Source organism: Paenibacillus xylanivorans (assembly GCF_001280595.1).
Classification (GTDB): Bacteria; Bacillota; Bacilli; order Paenibacillales; family Paenibacillaceae; genus Paenibacillus; species Paenibacillus xylanivorans.
In genome coordinates, this window is the sequence record NZ_LITU01000068.1 from 255,008 (window position 1) to 276,338 (window position 21,331).

At 45.7% G+C, this 21,331-nt stretch carries 15 protein-coding genes; 4 read left to right on the plus strand and 11 right to left on the minus strand.

The window, feature by feature from the left end:
- Positions 1-1,031 (minus strand): MFS transporter (locus AMS66_RS19620; protein WP_236703528.1); only part of this gene is annotated, 1,031 nt, incomplete at its 3' end.
- A gap of 107 nt (positions 1,032-1,138) precedes the next feature.
- On the minus strand, positions 1,139-1,897 hold the full coding sequence (locus AMS66_RS19625; protein ID WP_053782386.1) for a TrmB family transcriptional regulator: 759 nt from the start codon (positions 1,895-1,897) through the stop codon (positions 1,139-1,141).
- A 208-nt stretch (positions 1,898-2,105) separates the two neighbouring features.
- On the opposite strand from AMS66_RS19625, the gene AMS66_RS31870 reads away from it, so the two are divergent.
- Together AMS66_RS31870 and AMS66_RS19630 are read left to right on the plus strand one after the other, a co-directional pair.
- A complete protein-coding gene (locus tag AMS66_RS31870; RefSeq protein ID WP_036664828.1) occupies positions 2,106-2,234 on the plus strand; it encodes a DUF4023 family protein in 129 nt (42 codons plus the stop codon).
- Positions 2,235-2,414: 180 nt separating this feature from the next.
- Positions 2,415-2,678 (plus strand): hypothetical protein, encoded by a 264-nt coding sequence (locus tag AMS66_RS19630; RefSeq protein ID WP_053782387.1) that lies wholly within the window; start codon positions 2,415-2,417, stop codon positions 2,676-2,678.
- Between the two features lie 76 nt (positions 2,679-2,754).
- Here the strand turns inward: AMS66_RS19630 and AMS66_RS19635 are convergent, their stop codons facing one another.
- The 3 genes from AMS66_RS19635 to AMS66_RS19645 all read right to left on the minus strand — a co-directional run bounded on the left by AMS66_RS19635 (position 2,755) and on the right by AMS66_RS19645 (position 6,268).
- The gene (locus AMS66_RS19635) at positions 2,755-4,332 is read right to left on the minus strand and encodes a type 2 periplasmic-binding domain-containing protein (protein WP_407944558.1); all 1,578 of its coding nucleotides are present in this window, start codon (positions 4,330-4,332) and stop codon (positions 2,755-2,757) included.
- A gap of 75 nt (positions 4,333-4,407) precedes the next feature.
- The gene (locus AMS66_RS19640) at positions 4,408-5,304 is read right to left on the minus strand and encodes a carbohydrate ABC transporter permease (RefSeq protein WP_236703531.1); all 897 of its coding nucleotides are present in this window, start codon (positions 5,302-5,304) and stop codon (positions 4,408-4,410) included.
- A 40-nt stretch (positions 5,305-5,344) separates the two neighbouring features.
- Positions 5,345-6,268 carry an ABC transporter permease gene (locus AMS66_RS19645; protein WP_053782390.1) on the minus strand — a complete coding sequence of 308 codons (924 nt, stop codon included), beginning with the start codon at positions 6,266-6,268 and terminating at the stop codon, positions 5,345-5,347.
- Between the two features lie 335 nt (positions 6,269-6,603).
- On the opposite strand from AMS66_RS19645, the gene AMS66_RS19650 reads away from it, so the two are divergent.
- Together AMS66_RS19650 and AMS66_RS19655 are read left to right on the plus strand one after the other, a co-directional pair.
- Positions 6,604-8,355 carry a sensor histidine kinase gene (locus AMS66_RS19650; RefSeq protein WP_053782391.1) on the plus strand — a complete coding sequence of 584 codons (1,752 nt, stop codon included), beginning with the start codon at positions 6,604-6,606 and terminating at the stop codon, positions 8,353-8,355.
- Positions 8,336-9,970 (plus strand): response regulator, encoded by a 1,635-nt coding sequence (locus AMS66_RS19655; protein WP_053782392.1) that lies wholly within the window; start codon positions 8,336-8,338, stop codon positions 9,968-9,970. Before AMS66_RS19650 ends, AMS66_RS19655 begins: the two co-directional genes overlap by 20 nt.
- 128 nt (positions 9,971-10,098) lie before the next feature.
- On the opposite strand, the gene AMS66_RS19660 is transcribed toward AMS66_RS19655, so the two are convergent.
- The 6 genes from AMS66_RS19660 to AMS66_RS19685 form a co-directional block, all read right to left on the minus strand.
- The gene (locus AMS66_RS19660; protein WP_053782393.1) at positions 10,099-11,742 is read right to left on the minus strand and encodes an extracellular solute-binding protein; all 1,644 of its coding nucleotides are present in this window, start codon (positions 11,740-11,742) and stop codon (positions 10,099-10,101) included.
- 120 nt (positions 11,743-11,862) lie between these two features.
- Positions 11,863-13,524 carry a response regulator transcription factor gene (locus AMS66_RS19665; protein ID WP_053782394.1) on the minus strand — a complete coding sequence of 554 codons (1,662 nt, stop codon included), beginning with the start codon at positions 13,522-13,524 and terminating at the stop codon, positions 11,863-11,865.
- A gap of 4 nt (positions 13,525-13,528) precedes the next feature.
- Positions 13,529-15,280, minus strand: a complete 1,752-nt coding sequence (locus tag AMS66_RS19670; protein WP_053782422.1) for a sensor histidine kinase — start codon at positions 15,278-15,280, stop codon at positions 13,529-13,531.
- Between the two features lie 76 nt (positions 15,281-15,356).
- The gene (locus AMS66_RS19675; RefSeq protein ID WP_053782395.1) at positions 15,357-16,247 is read right to left on the minus strand and encodes a carbohydrate ABC transporter permease; all 891 of its coding nucleotides are present in this window, start codon (positions 16,245-16,247) and stop codon (positions 15,357-15,359) included.
- A 15-nt stretch (positions 16,248-16,262) separates the two neighbouring features.
- Entirely contained in the window at positions 16,263-17,168 is a 906-nt protein-coding gene (locus AMS66_RS19680; RefSeq protein ID WP_053782396.1) for an ABC transporter permease, read from the minus strand.
- Positions 17,169-17,339: 171 nt separating this feature from the next.
- Positions 17,340-21,194 (minus strand): alpha-L-arabinofuranosidase C-terminal domain-containing protein, encoded by a 3,855-nt coding sequence (locus tag AMS66_RS19685; protein ID WP_053782397.1) that lies wholly within the window; start codon positions 21,192-21,194, stop codon positions 17,340-17,342.
- Positions 21,195-21,331: the final 137 nt, after the last annotated feature.

Here is a 21,331-nt window from a genome sequence, read left to right on the forward strand (position 1 = left end):
ATATAGGTTCCCAGAGCAATACCAGCATGTGCAATCCCTGAATTGGTGCTAATTAACGTTTCAGCCGTTGCCGGTGAGGTTTTGATAATCAGACTATTCTGTACCGGGGTAACCGTCCAGCTTAACGCACTCCAGATACTTAGCAAGATCAAGAAAGCAATCAAAGGCAGTCCGGTACTAAATGGAATCACCGCCATGCTCACGATAAAGGGTATCAGTACGATGACAATGGCTTTGGCTGGGTGCAAGCGATCTGATAATATGCCGCCGATTCCGCCCCCTGCCACAGCAGCAATACCAAACATCATATAAATAAAGGTGACCATTGTTGAGCTGGCTCCCAGCGTTTCCTGGAGAAATGGTGTGAAATACGCATATAACGTCAAGTGCCCTGCGAGCACAAGTAATGTCGTAACATGGATTGCCAGCATCTTCGGATTCCATAACGCAGCAAGCTGCTTCTTCAATGATACGGCCGGAATCGGCTGCACACGTTCCATGGCTATGCCAATGGCAACCATGACCACTGCAGTCAGAATTGCGATCAAAATAAACACTTCACGCCATCCGGCGAGGTTACCCACAAAGATTCCGAGAGGTACACCCAAAATCAGTGATGCACTTCCTCCCATCGTGATTATTCCCACGGCACGCCCTTTATACTGAGGCTCCACAATACGAGCTGCGAGCGTCAGAGACAGGACAAAAATCAGTGAGCCCGTTGCAGCTCCCAGTGCTCTGCCTGCCATGAGGATATAGAAGTTGGCACTGAATGCAGAGAGCAGATTGCTAATCAGAAAAACGAATAAAGTGCACATGTATACTTTTTTACGCTCAAATCTGGCCGTCATATTCAACAATATAGGTGCAGATAACGCATAGACAAGTGAAAAGATGGAAATTAAATACCCGGCTTTTGCCAAGGTCAGATGAAGATCTGTCGCAATCAAGTCCAGAATGCCGCCTAAAATGAGTTCGACGGTACCAACCACAAATGCCGCGATTGCAAGGACATAAACTTTTTTATTCATTTTTTTGAAGCCTCCTCGAAAGTTACAACTACGATAGTAACCTAACAGAGAGGAGATTTCAATACAAAAAAACTATTCTCAGAAAGAATAGCTTTTGAACCATCGGTTCAATAAATTAATCGCGCCAGCAAACGTGCAATTTCTTCATCCTGAAGCAGCTGGTCACCATATTTTTTGGTAATTTGAGTAAGAGCGACGTCATGATAGAAATAATCCGTCAATGCTTTAACAATTGGTTTGGATGTCGTCTTGATGGCCTTCCAGGAATCATGCTCAATACCCGCAAACAAAAGATAGGCATAATCCACAATGATCAATTGCGAAGGTTCAAGTTTACTGTCCTCAATCATGGGGATTAAGGAATACTTATGGGTTAGAGACGATTGCAATCCTCCTACAGCCAGAACCTCCACATGCACCCCTTCAGCCTCTTTTTGCTCCAAAAGCTCCCGGTATTTGTCCATTTGCTCGTTCCAGGCCAGAAAAAGGATGGATGAGTCGGCTTCTTCAATAAGCTGTTCAATATTCGATGCAATGGATGATGCGTCCTTCAATGTCCAGATATGTTCATCCGTGAATGTACGTTTGATTTTATATGTCTTTAACTCCTCAATATCCTTCTCAAAATCGGCTCTTATTTTGAGGATAATGGACTGAAGATCGACCGCCATATACAATTTCTTCTTCCCATGCATGGTTGTTAGTACAGTTCCCTTATCAATAAGCCGATTAAGCACTTCGTATATTTTGGCCTTGGGCACATTGGAGTAATTGACGATGGATGTGGCATCGAGTGGTTGGTCCTGCGCAAATATAGCCTCGTATACCTGACTTTCATATTGTGTAAAACCAAATTTCTGCAACATGGTCCGATCGGCGCATCCCTTCTTGTTTGTATCTTTCTATACAGTGTAGACGCCTTACCTTTGCATGTCCAGTTTATCCCACCAGACCTCTGTCATGGCTGTATTGTGAAATGAAGTCGCGATTGAGCTTCCAAAATATAATGATCTCTCCATGGTTATATTAAGATCCAGGCTACACATTTTGATTTTAAAGGAGGTGTACTCAAACATGGAAAGTACCCATGATTTTGTGAAGAAAGTAAACGAAAATGCCGAGAAAGCACGTCATAACAAAAACAATGGCAAGGGAACACCAACAGATAAACTTCCAGCGAAGCAGCACAGCACAAATAAGTAGAGCCATTATGAATTGCCGGATTGAAACTTGTGTGAATCTATATGTAAAACCGCATGGGATTTGCCTTACTGAAAAATTGATCATTTGTCCCATTTATTAAACATAACGTCTTTTGACTAGCACCCTCCTCATCTGCTTTTCATTTACTATTAAGAATCTAATAGAAAAGAGATGATGAGGATGGCTAGTGTAAAGGCTGTTCCACAACCGGATTTGGTATTGATCTACTGGTCCAGAAATCCACTCGTTCCCGGTTCACCGCGCAGAATCAAAAGTGTGCGTGTGATCGGAAATACTTCCCCTTGTACCTTCACACTGGTGCCTGGTGCATTGCTGATCAATGCCTTAAACTGCTTGCTGGACAATGATATCGGCTTTAAAGTGGTATATCGTAAAAAAACATCAAACCTCAGTGGCATATTATTGTTGAAACGCAGATCATAAGCAATAAACAGGTGCCTTCCTTCAACTCGGAAGCGCACCTGTTTGTTATTTAAGAAATGAACGGCTGAACTTCAGCCTATTTGACGTTCATATAACGCTCAAAGGCATTGTTACGGATGGTCAGTAACTGCTCAAGTCCCATCTCATTCAGCTTTTTGATATAAGCATCCCAGCCTTCTTCAATACCGCCTTTCGTTACCCACTGGGCACGCATCGTTGCCACATAACCATCAATATCTGTTGTCAGCGTTGGCAGCTCCTGGAACTCTTCTGCATTGTACATGACCTTCGGATAAGGTGTCGTTACATCGGCACTGCCCAACTGATCGATTTGCAGTTTGAGACCGTCGCCTGCCTGCGGATTAAGTTTGATTTTCTCTTCAAAGGAAGGGCTTACATATTTGGGACCGAAATCACGCAGGGATTGATCCCAGTACCAAGCATCGGCGCTGGTGCCTGCCGGCGGGTCCATGAGTGTGTATGTGCCATCATCATTTTTCTTGATTACAGTTCCGATCGCACCCCAGAAATTCTGAATGCTGGCTTCATTGGAATAGAACTGGTCAGCCCAGCGTGCGGCTACTTCTGGAACAGTGCATGAAGTCGTAATAAGCAGTTCATTCCGGGCCAGGTTCATGCCGCCGGGGTCACCAGGCTGATAACGTTTGCCGTCAGGTCCGGCAATGGGAGCAATGGCTTCATATTGGTCGCTCCATTTGCCAAATACCGCGTCAGGTGTCCACTGATTGCTGAAACCGACGATTGAAATATCTGCATTTTGCCATTTGGCTGATGTCATGGTGTTGTCCTGTGTGAACAGTTCCTGATCAATCAGTCCCTCTGAATAGAGCTTGTTGGTATAAATAAGAGCTTCTTTATAGGCGTCGGTTGTTGGATAGAAGACGGGCTTTCCATCCTGGACAATCATGCTGCTGGCATTAATGTCGGTAATCCCGAACGGATTCAGAAAATCCACATTCAGCCCCGTTTCCGTGTAAGGAATTTCGTCCTTTTTGCCATTTCCGTTCGGATCCTTTTCCCTAAACGCTTTCAAGACCTGATACAGTTCCTCTGTTGTCGTTGGTGCCTTCAGGCCCAGCTTATCGAGCCATGCCTTGTTGATTACAGGCTGGTTCCGGCTTTTTGGACGGGAAGGCAGTCTTGTTGGCATGGAGTAGATTTTGCCATCTGGAAATGTACTGATTTTCTTCATGTCTGGCGTCTCTTCCATAGCCGCCTTCAAGTTGGGCATATACGAGTCAATATATTCATCCAGTGGACGGAAATAGCTAAGGTTGTTTACAATGTCCGAATCGCTAAACACCTGGTCGCCCAGGATAATGTCCGGGAGCGTACCACTGGCAAGCATAATAGATTTCTGTTCACCCCAGTCATTGGAAGACATCACCTGCCACTCAATCTTCACATTGGAATCTTTCTCCAAATCCTTGAGCCATTGGTTCTGAGTAAAGGTGTCGCCCATATTTCCCCAGCGAACCGTCAATACCTTGAGTGTGACCGGTTTATTGACAATCGGCAGACCTTCCTGATTAAAGTCGCTTGATATCGTTGGCTCTGCAGTTTCATTAGTAGTTCCGCTGCTACACCCAACAACGCTGACCAACATGGCCGACGCGAGAAGCACGCTGCTCATTTTGGTAAATAATTTCTTGCCTATCTTTTTCCCCATTTGGGAACCCCCTTGATTCGTAATGAATTTCAACCTGCCTTATTCCTTCACTGCGCCGATCATCACCCCCTGATTAAAGTACTTTTGGATGAACGGATACACACACATGATTGGAATTGTAGCAATGATAATAACGGAATACCTCATCAAATTGGCTAGACGCAGGGCGACTTGTGCAGCTTCACCCGTACCCATACCGGACTGCATCTGATTGGTGATGAGGATGTTACGCAAAATCAGTTGAAGCGGATACAGATTCGGGTCTTTCAAATAAATGAGGGCATTAAAATATGAATTCCAATATCCTACAGCAATCCATAGTCCCAAGACCGCGATGATCGCTTTGGACAGCGGCAATACGATCAGCACGAAATACCGCAGGTTACCACAGCCATCGATCTGGGCGGCTTCCCATAGATCTCCCGGAATGCTGGTCTGGAAGAACGTACGGGCAACGATCATGTCAAAAACCACCACGGAGAACGGAAGGACCATCACCAGGAACGTGTTGTAGAGATGAAAGTCACGTATGGTCAGGAAGGTTGGAATCAAGCCTCCGCTGAAGAACATCGTAAAGATAAAAAACAGAGAGAAAAACTTTCGTCCCACCAGGTCTTTTCTGGATAAAGCATAAGCCGCCGAAATATTAACGACAAGTCCGAATAGTGTTCCCACCACCGTATACAAAATGGTATTGCGATATCCAATCCAAATATTCTCGTGTCGCAGCAGTTCCTTATACCCTTCCAGCGTAAAGCCTTTGGGAAACAGCCACACCTGTCCGTTAGCCACGGATGAAGGATCACTGAAGGAAGCGATGACAATAAAATAGATCGGGTAAATGATAGCAATCAGAAAAAGAACAGCAAAGGCATACAGCACGATTTCCGCAACCGAAACGGGTGATCGACGTTTGGTACGGGGAGTTCTGGTCATTGCTGCCGGTTCCATAACGCTCATCTTGTTTTTCTCCCCTCTACCATAGACTGTTTTCACTGTATTTCTTGGACAACTGGTTGACCAGAATAAGCAAAATGAAATTAATGACCGTGTTAAACAGGTTGATCGCCGAGGAGAAACTGTATTGGCTGCTCAGCAGACCGATTTTGTACACATAAGTGGACAAAATCTCACTTGAGAGAATGTTCAAGTCGTTCTGCATCAGATAGACTTTCTCAAATCCGACCCCGAGTAATCCGCCCATCCGTAAAATAAGCAGCGTGATGACCGTTGGCAGCAGCATCGGAATATCGATATACCGAACCTTATGCCATCGACTTGCTCCATCAACCGTTGCCGCTTCGTAAAGACTTGGGTCTACGGCAGACAGTGCAGCAATATAGATAATGCTGTCCCAGCCGACATGCTGCCACACATCAGACCAGACATATACACTGCTGAATAAAGCGGATGACCCCATCAGATCCGGTGCTTCCGCTCCAAAAAGTTGATACATGTTTCCTACGAGCCCGGTACTTGGTGAGAACAGGATTAGCATTAACCCCACCATAACTACGGTTGAAATAAAATGGGGCATATACGAAATGGTCTGAAAAAACCTTTTGAACCTCCCAGACCTCATCTGGTTCACTAGTAGTGCAAGTATAATTGGAATCGGAAAGGTAGCCAGACTGTACAAGCTAATCACAAGCGTATTGCGAATCGTATTGGTGAATTGATAGGAATGAAAGAACTTCTCAAAGTATTTGAATCCAGCCCAAGGGCTGTCTCCGATCCCCAAGGCCGGACTGTAGTCCTTAAACGCGATTAATACGCCGTACATCGGCTTGTAGGCAAATAATAGAGTCAACAGAACTGCTGGAAAAAGCAGAACGTAAAGGCCCCAGTTTCGCCTGATTCTCTCGAGCCTTTTTCCGATATATAATGGATTGGTCCTCATGGTTCTTCCTTCCCTCCTGTAAATATACTGATGCTGCTTCCCCCCTGGACCTGTCATCTCTGGAATAGCTTCAGTATAAACCCCTTCACATTCGGTTTATCGGACCCCTACGGACGTTATTCGGACTTCTATGGTTCCATTTCTCATGTTCACGAGTAGCCGAGACACTTGCGAGCCAAAATCATATCATTATCCAGACTTTCGTATGTGTATTTCGGACTTCTGAATCAAAAAACGCAAATCTTTTATGCTTTTTTTAAACAAAGGTTTTATACTATTCCTGAGATATTAAAGCGCATTCATAACCGAGGATTCAAGAAAGTGGTGCATTGCTTATGGCAAACCTGAACGTCATCAAACCCTATCCCATTCGGCATTATATCCGCATGATGTTTGTCATTTCATTTGTTGTGTTCATTCTGGATCTGGTCATCAGCATTGCATCCATCTCTATGGTGAAGCAGCAATCCACCCAATACCTGCAGGACGCAGCCGATCTATACATCAATCGCATTAATCACGATTTTGCGTACATTAATCATTTCATGGGGTGGACACTGGCCAATGACGAGAATCTCGACAACATGAATACATATGGTGTAAACAGTATTCCGTTCCTAAAGGCCAACGAAAAACTACATATGCTTTTCGCTGAACTACAGCGAAACTATGGGCAATCGTACAATTTCTTTTATTATTTGGAGAATAGTGAGTATTTCCTGAACTGCGCGCCAATAAGCATCTCCTATTCGGATTATTCAGAAGTGAAAAAACAGATTATTACGCTGACCCGCGATAAAGGTGTATATGAGAAGTTCTATTCCCATTGGACACCTATTCATGTAAACGGCACTTCTTATCTTATCAATATTGTGCCGTACTACAACCGTTATCTCATTGCCTTGATATCTGCAGATGATCTGATCGCCCCTCTCCGACAGATTAATCTGGGTGCCAATGGATATGCCTCTCTGGTAGACGAGAACGGAGTGCAGCTTTCCGGACCTGCCAGCGGGAAGCATACACCGGAAGAGAGGCATTCATTTCTTGATCTGTTCCAGTCTCACAATGTCGTAAGCAGCGATTTCTCCAATGCGGCATTCAGCGCACATATGGTCATCAAGTTTGGCGCATTCGAGAAAATCATGGTGGCCCAGCTGCTTATTATGCTTCTTTTTCTAATTGTAACGTCCTCGCTAAGCGCAATTATGTTGTTTTTCAGGAAAAATCTGCTGGTTCCCATTCAGCGATTTTCCAAAAATTTGGCGCGTATTAACGAAGGTGACGAAGCTACAGACTTCAAGAGCAGCCGAATTATGGAGCTGGAGCAGGTCAATGCACAGTTCAAGGAACTGGTTGGCCAGATTAAACGATTCAAGATTGATCGCTACGAGCAGGAATTGGAGAAACAAAAAATACGTTTGGATTATATGAAGTTGCAGATTAAGCCCCACTTCTTCCTGAATTGTCTGACGAGCATGTACAGTATGGCACAGATGCAGATGTACGAAGAAATTGAGAGCATGGCCCTGGCTACGTCCCGATATTTCCGCTATATCTTTCAAAGTGGGGAGAATTTCGTTCTTCTGGAGAATGAGATTGAGCATGTGAGAACGTTCCTGGACATCCAGAAATCACGTTATAGAGATGCTTTTTCCTATCGGATTGAACAGCCAGAGGTTATTACGGGCATCGCTGTGCCACCACTTGTTATTCAGACATTCATTGAAAATGCCGTTAAATACGGGGTCTCCCGGGACCGGGAATTATGTATTACTTTATCCGTGACGGAAGAACGACAGGAAAATGGCGATCATGTGCTCATCCGGATTTCGGATACAGGTCCAGGCTTCAGTCCGGAAGTTCTTGACGCACTGATGCGTGGGAAAGCACTCGAACAAATAGGCGGCAACCGTATTGGCATTATGAATACCATTCAACGTTTGGAGTTGTTGTATGGAGATGAAGCGAATATTACGTTTGCCAACGACGGAAGTGGCGCTCGAATCACACTTTCCTTACCTAAAATGATACTGAATTCAGATACTCCGGGAGAGGTGACAAACCATGAATGCATTGCTGGTTGATGATGATTACTTTGTGGTAATGGCTTTGGAAAAGAAAATTGACTGGAAGAGCCTTGGCATCAACACCATATTCACAGCCTATAACATTGCCCAGGCCAAGGAAATTTTGCAGAGCCATCCTGTTCAGATCCTCATTTGCGATATTGAGATGCCCCAGGGAAGCGGACTTGAACTGCTGGCATGGGTCCGGGAGGAATCGCATAGTGTGCAGACGATTTTTCTCACCAACTATGCCGATTTTAACTATGCCCAGAAAGCAATTGAGCTGCAAAGCTTTGATTATTTTCTGAAGCCCATTGAGTTTGACAAGTTGACTCTTATTATTCAAAAAGCGGTTGCCAAAGCCCGAGACCAGCAGTTCATTGAGAAAGCCATTCATGAGGGTGAACTGTGGCAGAAAAATCGTAGCAAGCTCATTGAGGACAGCTGGCGCAGGCTGATCTCCGGTAAAGCCTTTCCTTCCGGCCCTGCCGACGTCTCTGCCTTTTTGACAGAACAAAATCTGCCTTATGAAACAACGGATCTATTCCTTCCTATTCTGGTTAACCTGTTTCCGTATGATGGCACCCTGGGCAAGACCGACAAAAACCTGTTCGATTACGCTTGTTTGAATGTGATGGTTGAACGGTTTCAGGACACTCTGTTCTCCATTGAAGCCATCACCGAAATCAAGGATCATAACTGGATGGTTATTCTAAAATGGAACAAAGCACCAGATGCACAGCTGATCGAATCCATGTGCTGCTCGTTCATCCCGGAGGTTAACAGCTATCTGAAATCGGATGCCTGCTGTAGTATCGGATTTTCTCTGCCACTGGGTCAGATTCGTCATACCATCAACGAGCTGTTGCTAATGAATGAAGAACGAATTAAACACCGCAACCAGACCTTTTTCCTAAAGAACTACAGCAGGCCGGAATTGAATTACACACCGCCTGATCTGGCATTGCTGGAACAATTGCTGAATGAGAACCGATTTCAGGCCTTTCTGGATGAGACCGTTAGTTATATGCACCAACTTGTCCGTGAAGGGGTGGTAGGCACTGCCGTGCTCAGCATGTTGCGTCTCGATCTGGTACAGCTCGTCTATGCCCAATTGAAGAGCAAAGGAATTGAAGTACACAAGCTGTATATGGGCAAAACGAATGATCAATTGTTCATGCAATCCCTGTATTCTATTGAAGATATGCAGTCCTACATTGCCTATCTGGTTAATACTGCTGCGGAATACCTGAATGTTGCCGAGCAGCCGAAGTCGGTTGTACACGAGATTACCCATTATATACGCACTCATTACGGGGAAGATCTAACGAGGAATAACCTGGGGGAAATGGTCTATCTGCATCCGGATTATCTCGCACGACTGTTCAAGAAAGAGATGGGAATTTCACTTGGCAATTATGTCATTCATACCCGTCTTGTAGCCGCTCGCTATCTGTTGGAAACCACCACGCAATCGGTCCATGCCATTGCCGGACATGTCGGTTATACCAACTACTCACACTTTACCAAACTGTTTAAGCAAGAGATGGGTTGCAGCCCCAATGAATACCGCAAGAAGCAACGAGAAGGCGCTCATCTCATGAAACAGGATGAATTGAACTGTGTACCTTAAGCGGAATAACGTAGTGTTATACTTTGTTTGTGTGTATGATTCTTCTGATCCATACGTTCCTGACTGCAACCAAAAATGCCACTCTACATATACACGTAGAGTGGCATTTACTGTACCTTAACTTTTCCTTACTTATTGGCATTAATGACTTCATTCACTTCCTGAGTGATTTGGTCACCACCAAGTTTTTTCCAATTAGCAACAAAATTATCGAACTCATCAATAGACAGGTTGCCATAAATGATCTTCAGAAACGTCTCAGCGCGCAGTTTATCCAGGGTTGCCTGTTTCGTGTTCATCGTTCTCGTTGGTGCGTAGATAAATTCATTCATGACAATCAGGTCGTTATCCCGATAATATTTAATGACGCCCTGCGAGCTTTCCGGTCCAAAAATACGTTCCATATGCCACTTATCCAGGTTTCCATTGCGGTAATCCATAATATCATCGTAGAACAGCTTCGCTTCAAGCTCCAATCCAGAAGTATCTCCCGTTTGGAGCGCCTGCTCCACTTCATCCTGTGCTTTTACGTTTTTGTTAGCAGGCAGATTGGATACGGTCGCATTATGAAAACCAAGTCCGGTCAACCCGTTCAAATACGCAGCACGCTCTTCCTTGGCCGACTCACCAAACATTTTCTCTGCCTGGAAGTTGAGCAGTTTGATCAATGCTTCCGGATGCTCATAACCTTTGCGTACGGCGAATATGCCGCCCAAGCTAAGGTGGTTCTGCGTTTTGGCAGGCTGATCATCGATCGATTGAACCGGATAAGGCAGCCAGTCCACGTTCTTATCCTTCTTGATCATGCTGCTAACCTGAAATGGTGCCCATTGTGACAGGAAGAACATACCTGACTTGCCTGCATTCACATCTTCCATCATCTTCGTAAAATCCTTAACGCCAAACTCGGGATCGAGTACACCCTTTTGGTACAGAGTTTGCAGCTCGCGTAATCCTTCTTTCACCTCTGGTTGAATGGTACCATTCACAACCTGGCCTGAAGTATCCTTGATCCAGGTTTCCAAATAACCATGATAACCGAGCAGGAACGCATTAATTGGCAAATCCTTATTGAGTGCAATACCATACGTATCATCTTTACCATTTCCGTCCGGATCTTCAAAGGTAAAGGCTTCCGCAATCTGAATGACGTCCTGCATTGATTTTGGTGCTTCAAGCCCGACTTTCTTCAACCAATCCTGGCGAATCCAGATCATATCCGAGGAATCCAGCGAGCCTGGGAAGCTTACCATCGCGTATATTTTGCCATCCTTGGTTACTGGCTTCAAACCTGCTCCATCCTCAGCGGACATAAACTCCTTGACCAGATCCGATGCATACTTATCGTATACTTCGGTTAGATCTTCCAGCATCCCCGCTTCATGCAGCTGCTCGAATTGTACAGCACTCACTTTGAGTACATCTGGCAAATCTCCGCTAGCCAGGGTGACATTCATTTTATCGTTATAATTGGCATCCGGGACAATCCAGTCATAGGTGACATCGATACCCAGCTCGTCCTTGTATCCCCGAGTCCAAATATTATTGGCGTGTGTATCTCCTTCGGCAAGCGATTCTTTTCCCGTTTCATTCATGGTCGATGTTAATTTGATGGGTGGATCATATTTCGTAAGCGGACCTCCGGCATCCTGCTGTGTGTTCGGCTGGGCTTCATTCTCCGCACTACCCGTACCCGATGAACAGGCTGCAAGCGTAGTTGCCAAAACCATGGTTAACGTTAACAATGAGAATTTCTTTAATGACATATTCATGCGAATCCCCCTTTTTATTCCTCCCGTGAGGTATATAATTTATTGTAATAAGTAAGCGCTATCACTTCGAGTGTACCCCGTTGACATCTGGTATCTTTGATTTACCATTTAAGACTTGATCTAACTTTTTTGATCCCGATATTCCTGCGGTGTGCAGCCGGTAGCCTTTTTGAAGAAACGATAAAAATAATGCTGATCACTAAATCCGACCTTCGCGGATATTTCATGCATTTTGCAAGCGGATCCGAGCAGTAATTCCTTGCTGCGCTCAATGCGCCGTTCATGGATATAGTCGGATATGCCTTTGCCTGTAATGCGCTTGTACCAGCGGGACAGATATGACGGATTGAGAGAAACCTCCTGTGCAATTCGGGTTAATGAAAGGTCATCCTCCAGATGATGCTTGATATAATAATGAATGGTGATGAGAATCTGGGATTGGTCATGGATACGTGTAACACTTCGTTTGGAGATGATCCATTCATATGCTGATTGATAAAAGACCACCAGATCAGACCAGGGCGTATGGATGTCAAAATGAAGCATTCTAGACAGAGCCATTTCCTCCATCGCCGATTCGTACAAGCCCAATTCATGAAGAAGCTCGATCAGTCCGTTGCCTGCTCCTGTATAGATTTTCATTCGAAAGAATGGATCCTGAAGTCCTTCTTTTGAAGCCTCTGTCCATTTGTGAAACGACTCCATCCACTCCCTGTCACCTGCTGCAACGCGCTGCTTGATCTGATCCAGATGAAGGGCTGCAACACTCTGATGATTCAAAATATTGGGGGTGTACGGCAAATCATGCTGCACATTGACACGAAGCAACTTCTCCATCCCAAGTCCTGGGCCCTCATGAATAGACAGACGTAACTGTGCGATGGCCTGATTCAGCCCCATCCACTCCACCGCCTGCTCACTCACCATAATCGATACAGACAGATTCAGGCAGTCCGCACAGGATTGCTGCACAGACTCCAGCGTTCCATAGACAAAACGTAGCGTCTGTTCCCACTTCTCCTGTCGGCTTCCATGGAAGCTGTTCACAGACTCAACCATGGGTTGAACAAAGCAGGCGATCACCTGATAATCCAGATCAATAGCTTTGACCTTGGCCTTATCCTGAAGCAGTTCCTCCGCAACATTGGCAACCGCATATCGAATTAAACTCCGGTCTGCCTGGGATTGATAGTTGTTCCACTCCTCAACCCGTATGATGACCGGGATTACAGGCTCAGTAGACATGAAGGGAAGCTGGACAGCATCTAATTCTTCCTGAAGCGAGGCGATATCATGTCTTTCCGTCCGCTTTAGGAGATCCAGCAGCAACTGTCTTTGTAGCTGAGGCAGCGCTCTGGGCAACTTGCTGCGAAACCAGGCATGCTGGTAACGGAAGTCATTTTCCTCCGAAATTTGTGTTAACGCCCGCTCTACCGCAGCGCGGATATGACTCATGCCCTCTGTCTTTAAAAGATAATCCACAACACAAGGGTTGCGGATTGCTTGATGTGCATAATCAAATTCGTTATGACCTGTCAGCAAAAGAACTTTGCATCGTGGCCACCGATCCATAATCTTCTCGATCAGCTCCATGCCATCCATGCCAGGCATACAGATGTCACTGAGCACGATATCAATTTTGACGGAATTCAACCACTCGATTGCTTCAAAAGCAGAGTACGCCCTAATGATCTCCATATCGCGCAAATCCGCTTTTTGAAAGAAAGCATATAGTCCGTCCAAAATAACCGGTTCATCATCTACAATTAGCATCCGCTGCATACGACTACTCCCGTCTCCATGGAATATTTAAAATCATGCATAATCCGCCCAACACACTGCGTTCAGCAAAAAGTCCATAACCCGTCCCGAACTTAATCCGTAAACGTTGATTCACATTCATTAGTCCCGTAATCTCTTCATTCCCAGATCTCTGATTCGCAGATTCCTGAAAGGACGCTTGCAGGTTGCTCAAGATTTCATCCGTCAACTGATCACCATCATCCTCAATCCGAATGGACAATTTGTCTTGATCCACTTGATAGGATAGTTTCAGAATCCCCCCCTGACTGCGTTTCGCAAGGGCATGCTCGAAGACGTTCTCCACAATCGGCTGAATGATGACCCGGGGAATGGCAATGTCCCGATACTCCCTACTTAGTTCCTCCAGTTGCAACTGGACTCTTGATCCAAATCGAATTTTCTGAATGGAGGCATAGACCAAAGCATGGTCCACCTCTTCACCGAGCGATACCTCGGAATGAGAATCCCTGGACATATACCTGAAATATTGACCCAAATAGTCGGTGAACTCCTGAATCAATTCAACATTCTCCACCTCGGCCATTTGCTTGATGCTGAACAGACTGTTATATAAAAAGTGAGGCTGAATCTGGGACTGGAGATGTTTAAGTTCTGCCTCGCTGGTTCGAATCCGGGCAACATAATTTTCATCAATCAGAATATGTAAGCGCTCTATCATGTGATTGAAACGAGAGTACAAATAACCAAATTCATCGCGTCTGGATTGTGGAATATGAATGCTTGTCTGACCCTGCTCCGCCATTCTGAAACCGCGAATGAGCACAGATAACGGCTTGTGAATTGACCTGTAGATCGAAAAGGAAAAGATCATAATAATAACGATTGAAATAAGCGTCAGCATCCACAACCATAGGTTGTATTGTTCCAGGGGAGCTTTGAGCACATCATTAGGAATGCTGGCCGTCAGCGTGAATGAGTGATCGGGATCATAAAGTGAATAGTACAGGAATGGATCAGATTGAAATCTCGTCACTTGCATGGATACCGGAGATTCTGGTGATACCTGTTGCAATTGTGCCGCTGAAGCTGGTTCATCAGAAGAGGAAATGACAACATTATGCTGTTCTCCGAAGCTCAGCGTAATATCACTGCCCCCTGTTTCAGCAAGCTGCTGCAATCTGTGCTTCAGTTCTTCAGCAGACAAGCGTATGCCTAATATAAAATTGGGCGGTTCCTCATGGTTCATGTTGTACGGGTTGCTTTTGAGAAAATAAAGATTGTTATCCGAATAAGACAACTCACCATTCAGATTCCCCATTGTTGCCAGCAGATCCTTCCATTCCCCATCCTCCACATTGCGAATTCCGTCCGCCGCGCTGACCCGTTTATGCAGAGCCGGTACATAATACACAACATCGCTGATATAGGGACTCGTTACCATGATCTGACCCAGCTTGTTATGGATATTATTGAGACTGGAAGTCACCTCATATCTGCTCATGATTGCAGCTCGTGTACTTAGTGTGGACATCGTGTCATCGAACGAAAATTCGGTAACAAGCCCACTCATTCGCTCCAGTTCGAATTGCAGATGATTATGGTAAAAATACAGCTTCGATTCATGCGCCTTCTCCACTTCTGTCTGCATTTGCTTGGAGCTGGTATGTGTAATCATAATGCTGATTCCATATAGGGGCAGAATGACAAGCACAAAAGCAATCATCAGCTTGACGACGATGGATGCATTTTTCCAGGTGCCCACCGCGAATCTCATGTTCCCTCCACTCCTCTCCTCAACGGCAAAAAGGAGCCGGAAATCGGCTCCTCCCATTGGTTTTCCTCCATCGATCTTATCCCTTTACACTACCGACAACAAGTCCATGAACGAAATACCTTTGCAGGAACGGATACACGAGCAGGATGGGTATAACGGACAAAAAGATTTGGGATGCCTGGGTCGTTCTGTCCGACACCTGACTTAATAGCGTTGCATCCTCCAGGGTCATCATTTCACTCTGAATCATCGTCACTTGCTGGAGCATGGATTGCAGATACGTGGCTAGCGGATAACCTTCCGGACTTTTCATATAGATCATGCCATCAAACCAGGCGTTCCAGTGTCCCACCATGGCAAACAGCGTGATGGTTGCGATACTTGGCAATGAAATGGGAAGGTAGATGCTCCATAGTGTGCGAAAATGGCCTGCGCCATCCATCCATGCTGCTTCTTCCAGCTCCTTCGGTAAGCCTCGAAAGAAATTGAGCATAAGCAATACATTGAAGATGGGAACGGCTCCCGGCAAAATCAGGGCCCAGATTGAATCCAAAAGACCTGCTTCCTTAACGACAAGATAACCCGGGATCAATCCCCCACTGAACAGCATGGTAAAAACAAAAATCCACGCATAAAACGTCCTGGAACGGAACTTCGCTGCTTCTTTGGAGAGCGGATAGGCTACAAGAATCGTAAAAATAAGGTTGGTCGCAACCCCGAGTACAACACGGAGAAGACTTGTGCCGAACGAATTTAGAAACTGCTGATTTTCCAGAATGTATTTATATGAGGACAGGGTGAAGTCCACTGGCCAGAATGTAACGCTCCCCGCCTTGACTGCATCACTCGAACTAAACGAAATTGCCAGAATATTTACAATGGGAAATAGACACAGCAAGGCAAGAAGGGTCAGGATGGCGTAATTCAATCCCAGAAACCAACGATAGGCTCTCGAAGCGTGATGCATGTTCTTGCCTCCTTTCTAGAAAATCCGATAATTGGCTAACCGATAAGCCAGGAAATAACCAAGCCCGATAAAGATAAACGAAACGACTGATTTAATAAGACCCAATGCGGTTGATACAGAGTACTGTGCATCCTGCAAACCAATTCGATAGATCATTGTATCGAGAATATCTCCCGAGTCGTAGACGAGCGGATTATATAAGTTGAATACTTGGTCAAAGCCGCCATTCAGTACGTTACCAAGGCTCAACGTAACCATCAGAATTACGATTGGACGAATGCCGGGCAGCGTAATATGCCATGTCTGCTTCCATCTTCCCGCACCATCCATAACAGATGCTTCATACAGAGATTTATCAATGTTTGTCAGTGCGGCCAAATATATAATCGTGCCAAATCCGAATTCTTTCCATTGGTCCGTAATGACGAGTATGTAAGGAAACCATTCGTTACTGGCCAGAAATTGAACAGGTTCAACCCCTATCGCCTTAAGCAGCATATTTACGATCCCGGTACTGGGGGATAATACATCCACAATGATTCCAGCCAAAATGACCCAGGAAAAGAAATGCGGCATATAAATAACCGTCTGAATCGTTCGTTTAAAACCTGTTTTTCGGACCTCGTTCAGCAGCAGGGCCACAAGTACCGGAATGACCAAACCGGACACAATTTTCATAGCGGAAATAAATACGGTATTCCATACGACCTGTCCGAACCCCGGCAGATCGAACAGATACCTGAAATTGTCCAGGCCGACCCAGTTCATATTTTTGAATCCGGCAATGGGAGAGAAATTCTGAAAAGCAATGGAGAGTCCCGCCATCGGAATGTAACCGAATACAATTATGATGATCAGTCCAGGCAATATCATGAGATGAAGCGGAACGTTTCGTATAAATTGTTTGTAGTTGGAACGCATGAGCTGTCTCCTCCTTCAAATTCATTATAGAATCCGTCAGGAATCGGCAATAGTGTAGGCTATTTACTTTAGGTATCTTTTGTTGACCCTCCTCGTAGAACGCCAAAAAACCGCGAGTATCGCGGCTCTAAGGCAGCATCAGGTTATTAATTATTGAGATATTATTACTTATTATTTCCGGACATCCATAACCAGCACATTGACCGAATAGGCAGGAAGCTGCACGACAACCGAATCCTCCTGAAGATGTATCACATGTTCTTGTGGAACGATTTTCTCATCGTTCTTCTGATTCACGTTGGGAACATGTAGCAATTCTTCATCTCCGCTAAGTGTTATCATTCTCGCAACAGAGGTAACGTTCAGATTTTGAAGAGAAATTTGAGTTGCTTTGTCCACCCCATCTGCGTTCACCAGCTTCACATACACATGCTGCGCATCTCTCGTAACGGAATGGAATACGTCCCGGTTATAAGCTTCGAGCTTGTAATCCAGAATTCGGCTGGTTGTGTGACCATCGGTATAAGAGCAGTTCAGTCTCTTCCCTGTATCACCACCATAATTCACCGTAATCGTATAATTCGTATCGTTCTCCAGCGGTTCGTAGTTGGCTGCCCGGAGATTTCCTGCCGCCGAACTGGAAGAATAATCGCCAAGAGTGTAGCCTTCCACACCTTGCTTGTATACTTTGACTCCCGTTGCATTGCCGCCATATCCAATCGCGTATTCGATGACATCCTTTTTATCAGGGGATATATCCGTCAATCCGACACCGATGTAGAAGCCGTCCTCACCCGCTATGCGCTGCATCTCCACTTCCACTTTGTAATTCGTCCATTCATCGTTCAGAAGATATAACCCATTCAGACCGCTTGCCTGCGCTTTCAAACCCAGACCTTTTCCCGTCTCCAGCGTATATCCTGCTGATCCGGGAATCCGATTCCACGCCTCATTCAGTGCTGTCAGCTCCCTGAAGTCTTCTGCAAACAGCACGCTGCCATCCTGATTCGATGTGACCGTAATCCGTTTCACCACAATGTCTGCATGACCTGTCGCAATCTCGATGCCGCCACGCGGAATGAGCTCCATCGGTTGACCCTTGCTGTATGTTGAAAATGAAGTTCCCAGCACCTGCTCACCCACATACTTGGCAAAAAGCTGCTGCACATAGTAATTCGGTGTGTACCACACCGTTTCATCGTCAAACCAGATGCAGTCCGGCGTCCAGCGGTAGGTGCCGTCTGTCAGTACTTTGTTGAACAATGGCGCATAGGCAGCCAAGCGAACAACGTCCGCATTATTTTCAAATCCGGTCATGACCGCAGCTTCAGCGACCGCACCTGCCAATGTATTTTTGTCCGTAGAAGCATATTCTCCCACAAATACCTTAGATGTCTCTTTCCAATCCATGCTGCCATCTTCGTGATACGCCCGCTCATAATAGTTGTACCGATCCACGTTTTTCAGCAAATATTCATTGGAACGATAGTAGTGCTCATCCGCAATGGTGTCCATGTAGTTATCCTGGTTCTCATACCAAGTGACCGTCTCCTCAATCACCTCTTTGCCATCTGCAAAAGCCACTTGAGCTGATCCGGTCAGATTACCGCTCAGGAATTTCCATCCCTGCTGGTACGCATCATCGTCTGCCTGGGCGCCGACTGTCGAAATGATAAACAGCTCGTGATCAGGATAGTTACGTTTCATATAGTCATCAATCGACGTCTTGAATACTTCAAAGTTAGCAAAAAATTCGGTTCCCCAGTTTTCATTGCCTACGCCGAGATAACGCAGATCAAATGGTTCGGGATGTCCCATACTGCTTCGGATGGCAGCCCATTCGTTATGTTCAACATCCGTGCTGAGCGCAAAATCGATCAAGTCTGTAAAGTTACGGATATAATAATCCCTCAAAGCGCCACCCGCCGGGTGTGCGTAATCCGAACGCGCCTGACACAGAACGCCACAAGCCATGACCGGAACCGGAGCAGCATTCAAGTCTTCTGCAAGTTGGAAATATTCCATATATCCGAGGCCCATCGTCATCATGTAACCCCAGACGTTATAGTTCTCTTTGCGAAGCTCAACCGCTCCCACCGAATCCTTCCAGTCATAAACATTGTCCCAAATAAATGAACCTTCCGAAATACATCCCCCCGGAAAACGCAGAAACTTCGGATGCATATCGACAAGCGCTTGAACCAGATCTTTCCTGAGTCGATAGTTCGGATTGCCCGTGTAATTGGCATGTGCTGACGCGGATACTCCCTGCTCTTTCGGATTGGCTCCCCATACATTTTGCGGAATCAACGATACCATGTCGATGGAAATGTCCCCTTCGAAGGTGAGTGTCAATTGCCCCATCGCTGTCTCCGCTCCGGTCAGGGTCACATTCGAATTGTGGATACTGTGCTGAGAACCGGCGTATCTCTCATGAGGACTTCCACTTGCATGACCGCTGAATTCGGCATTTGCCACAAGGACGCGATTATCGGAATAGGCGATCCCGTACTTCTTCCATGTGTTACCCCCTTCAACTTGCAGCGTAACTGAATCACTGATCGCATCGCCGTTCCCATCATGCAATTGAATCGTAATCGTCCCTGCGGATACTGCCTTGGCCCAGACAGTAAAATCATACGCCTCACCCTTCTTAATGGACATGGCACAATGCTGATTGGAATCCGAGAACCCACGATTTCGAATCGTCGCACCAGCCTGAACCGTTACATAATAAGCATTCACTTCCGGGTCTTCCACGATAAAATGAGTGTTTAATCCATCGGTATGCTGCACGATCATTTTATCGGTATCCCCGGACCAGGCATACAACGGATCACGGTTCCGACCTGTCGAACAACCACATTCTCCTGAGTCATGCGAGTACGTATCGAATGCAAAGGATTCGAACGAGCGGTTCTGAACTAACTCCGCATAGATCCCCCCGTCTGCCGCATTGTTAATATCCTCGTAGAATAGGCCGTACATTACTTCGCTAATATCCGCCACACGTTGATCCCCATGGATCGTAACGGTATAAGGCGGGAGGTGTTCTGGCACAACGGACACATCAAAACTTTTGTTCAACGTACTTCGACCCTTGGTCAAAAGCGCATTCAAACGGACCTCCTGTGCCGAGCTTAGGGATTGAACTTCTCCATTCGCTGACAGAACTTCTGGCTGACTTGAATTCCATTGAACGTCCACCTTCCCCCCTAGCAAATTTACAGGCAGTGACACGTCCTTGGTAATAATCCGGGCTGGAGCAGACAAATATTTATCTCCGGCAAGCTTCACAATCTCTTCATCAGTCAGGGACTCGCACATCACTTCAATCACTTCATCCATAGACAGAGCAGCCTGATAAATCCGAAAATCGGACAGTGAGCCTGCAAAGTCCACATCTGCCGCGTACTGAGAGCGTCCAATATAATTGCGGCTATAGTTCGCAGGGTCCACGAATGAATCAAACCATCTGCGCAGCTTGGCATAATTGCCACTGGACGTCTGGCTGATGGAACCGTCCGCTACTTTCCCTCCATTCACATACACAATCGGACCCGCGCTGCTGCGTGTGCCGCCTTCACTGCCTGCCACAGATAGAGCAATATGCATCCATTCCCCACTGGCAAATCCACGTCCCGGGTCTACAACCAGATCATCTCCCGCATATAACGTTCCTCGCATCTGACGAGTCAGAAATAGATAGGGGCCCTTCTCGCCTTTACCGAAGTCGAAAATTCGCTCCCACACATTCGAACCTTTGCCTAAATGGACCCATGCCGCAACAGTCACGCCTGTGTTATCGCTTACATCTTGCAACAAATCCGAAGGCAGCTTCAAATAGGATGTTCCGTTCGTTCCTCCAGTAAAAGTCACCGCCCATCTGCCATTTACTTCGGATATACTGGGTAATTTTTCTCCTAGGGCTGCTCCATTGTGTCCGTTCCCTGAGCTATCCTTGCCAATTTCGGCGGCATCTTCAAACTTGTAGTGTGCGAGTAGTTGATTGTGAAATGTAGTCATGTTCATTCCTCCTATGTAGCGTAATTATTGTAATAGCTCCTCTTTAATTCGTATAAATATAAATTGATTGATAAATATATAAACACATAATCTAATCGTATAGTATCTTATTCCGAGTCAAGATTTCAATCCCAAAA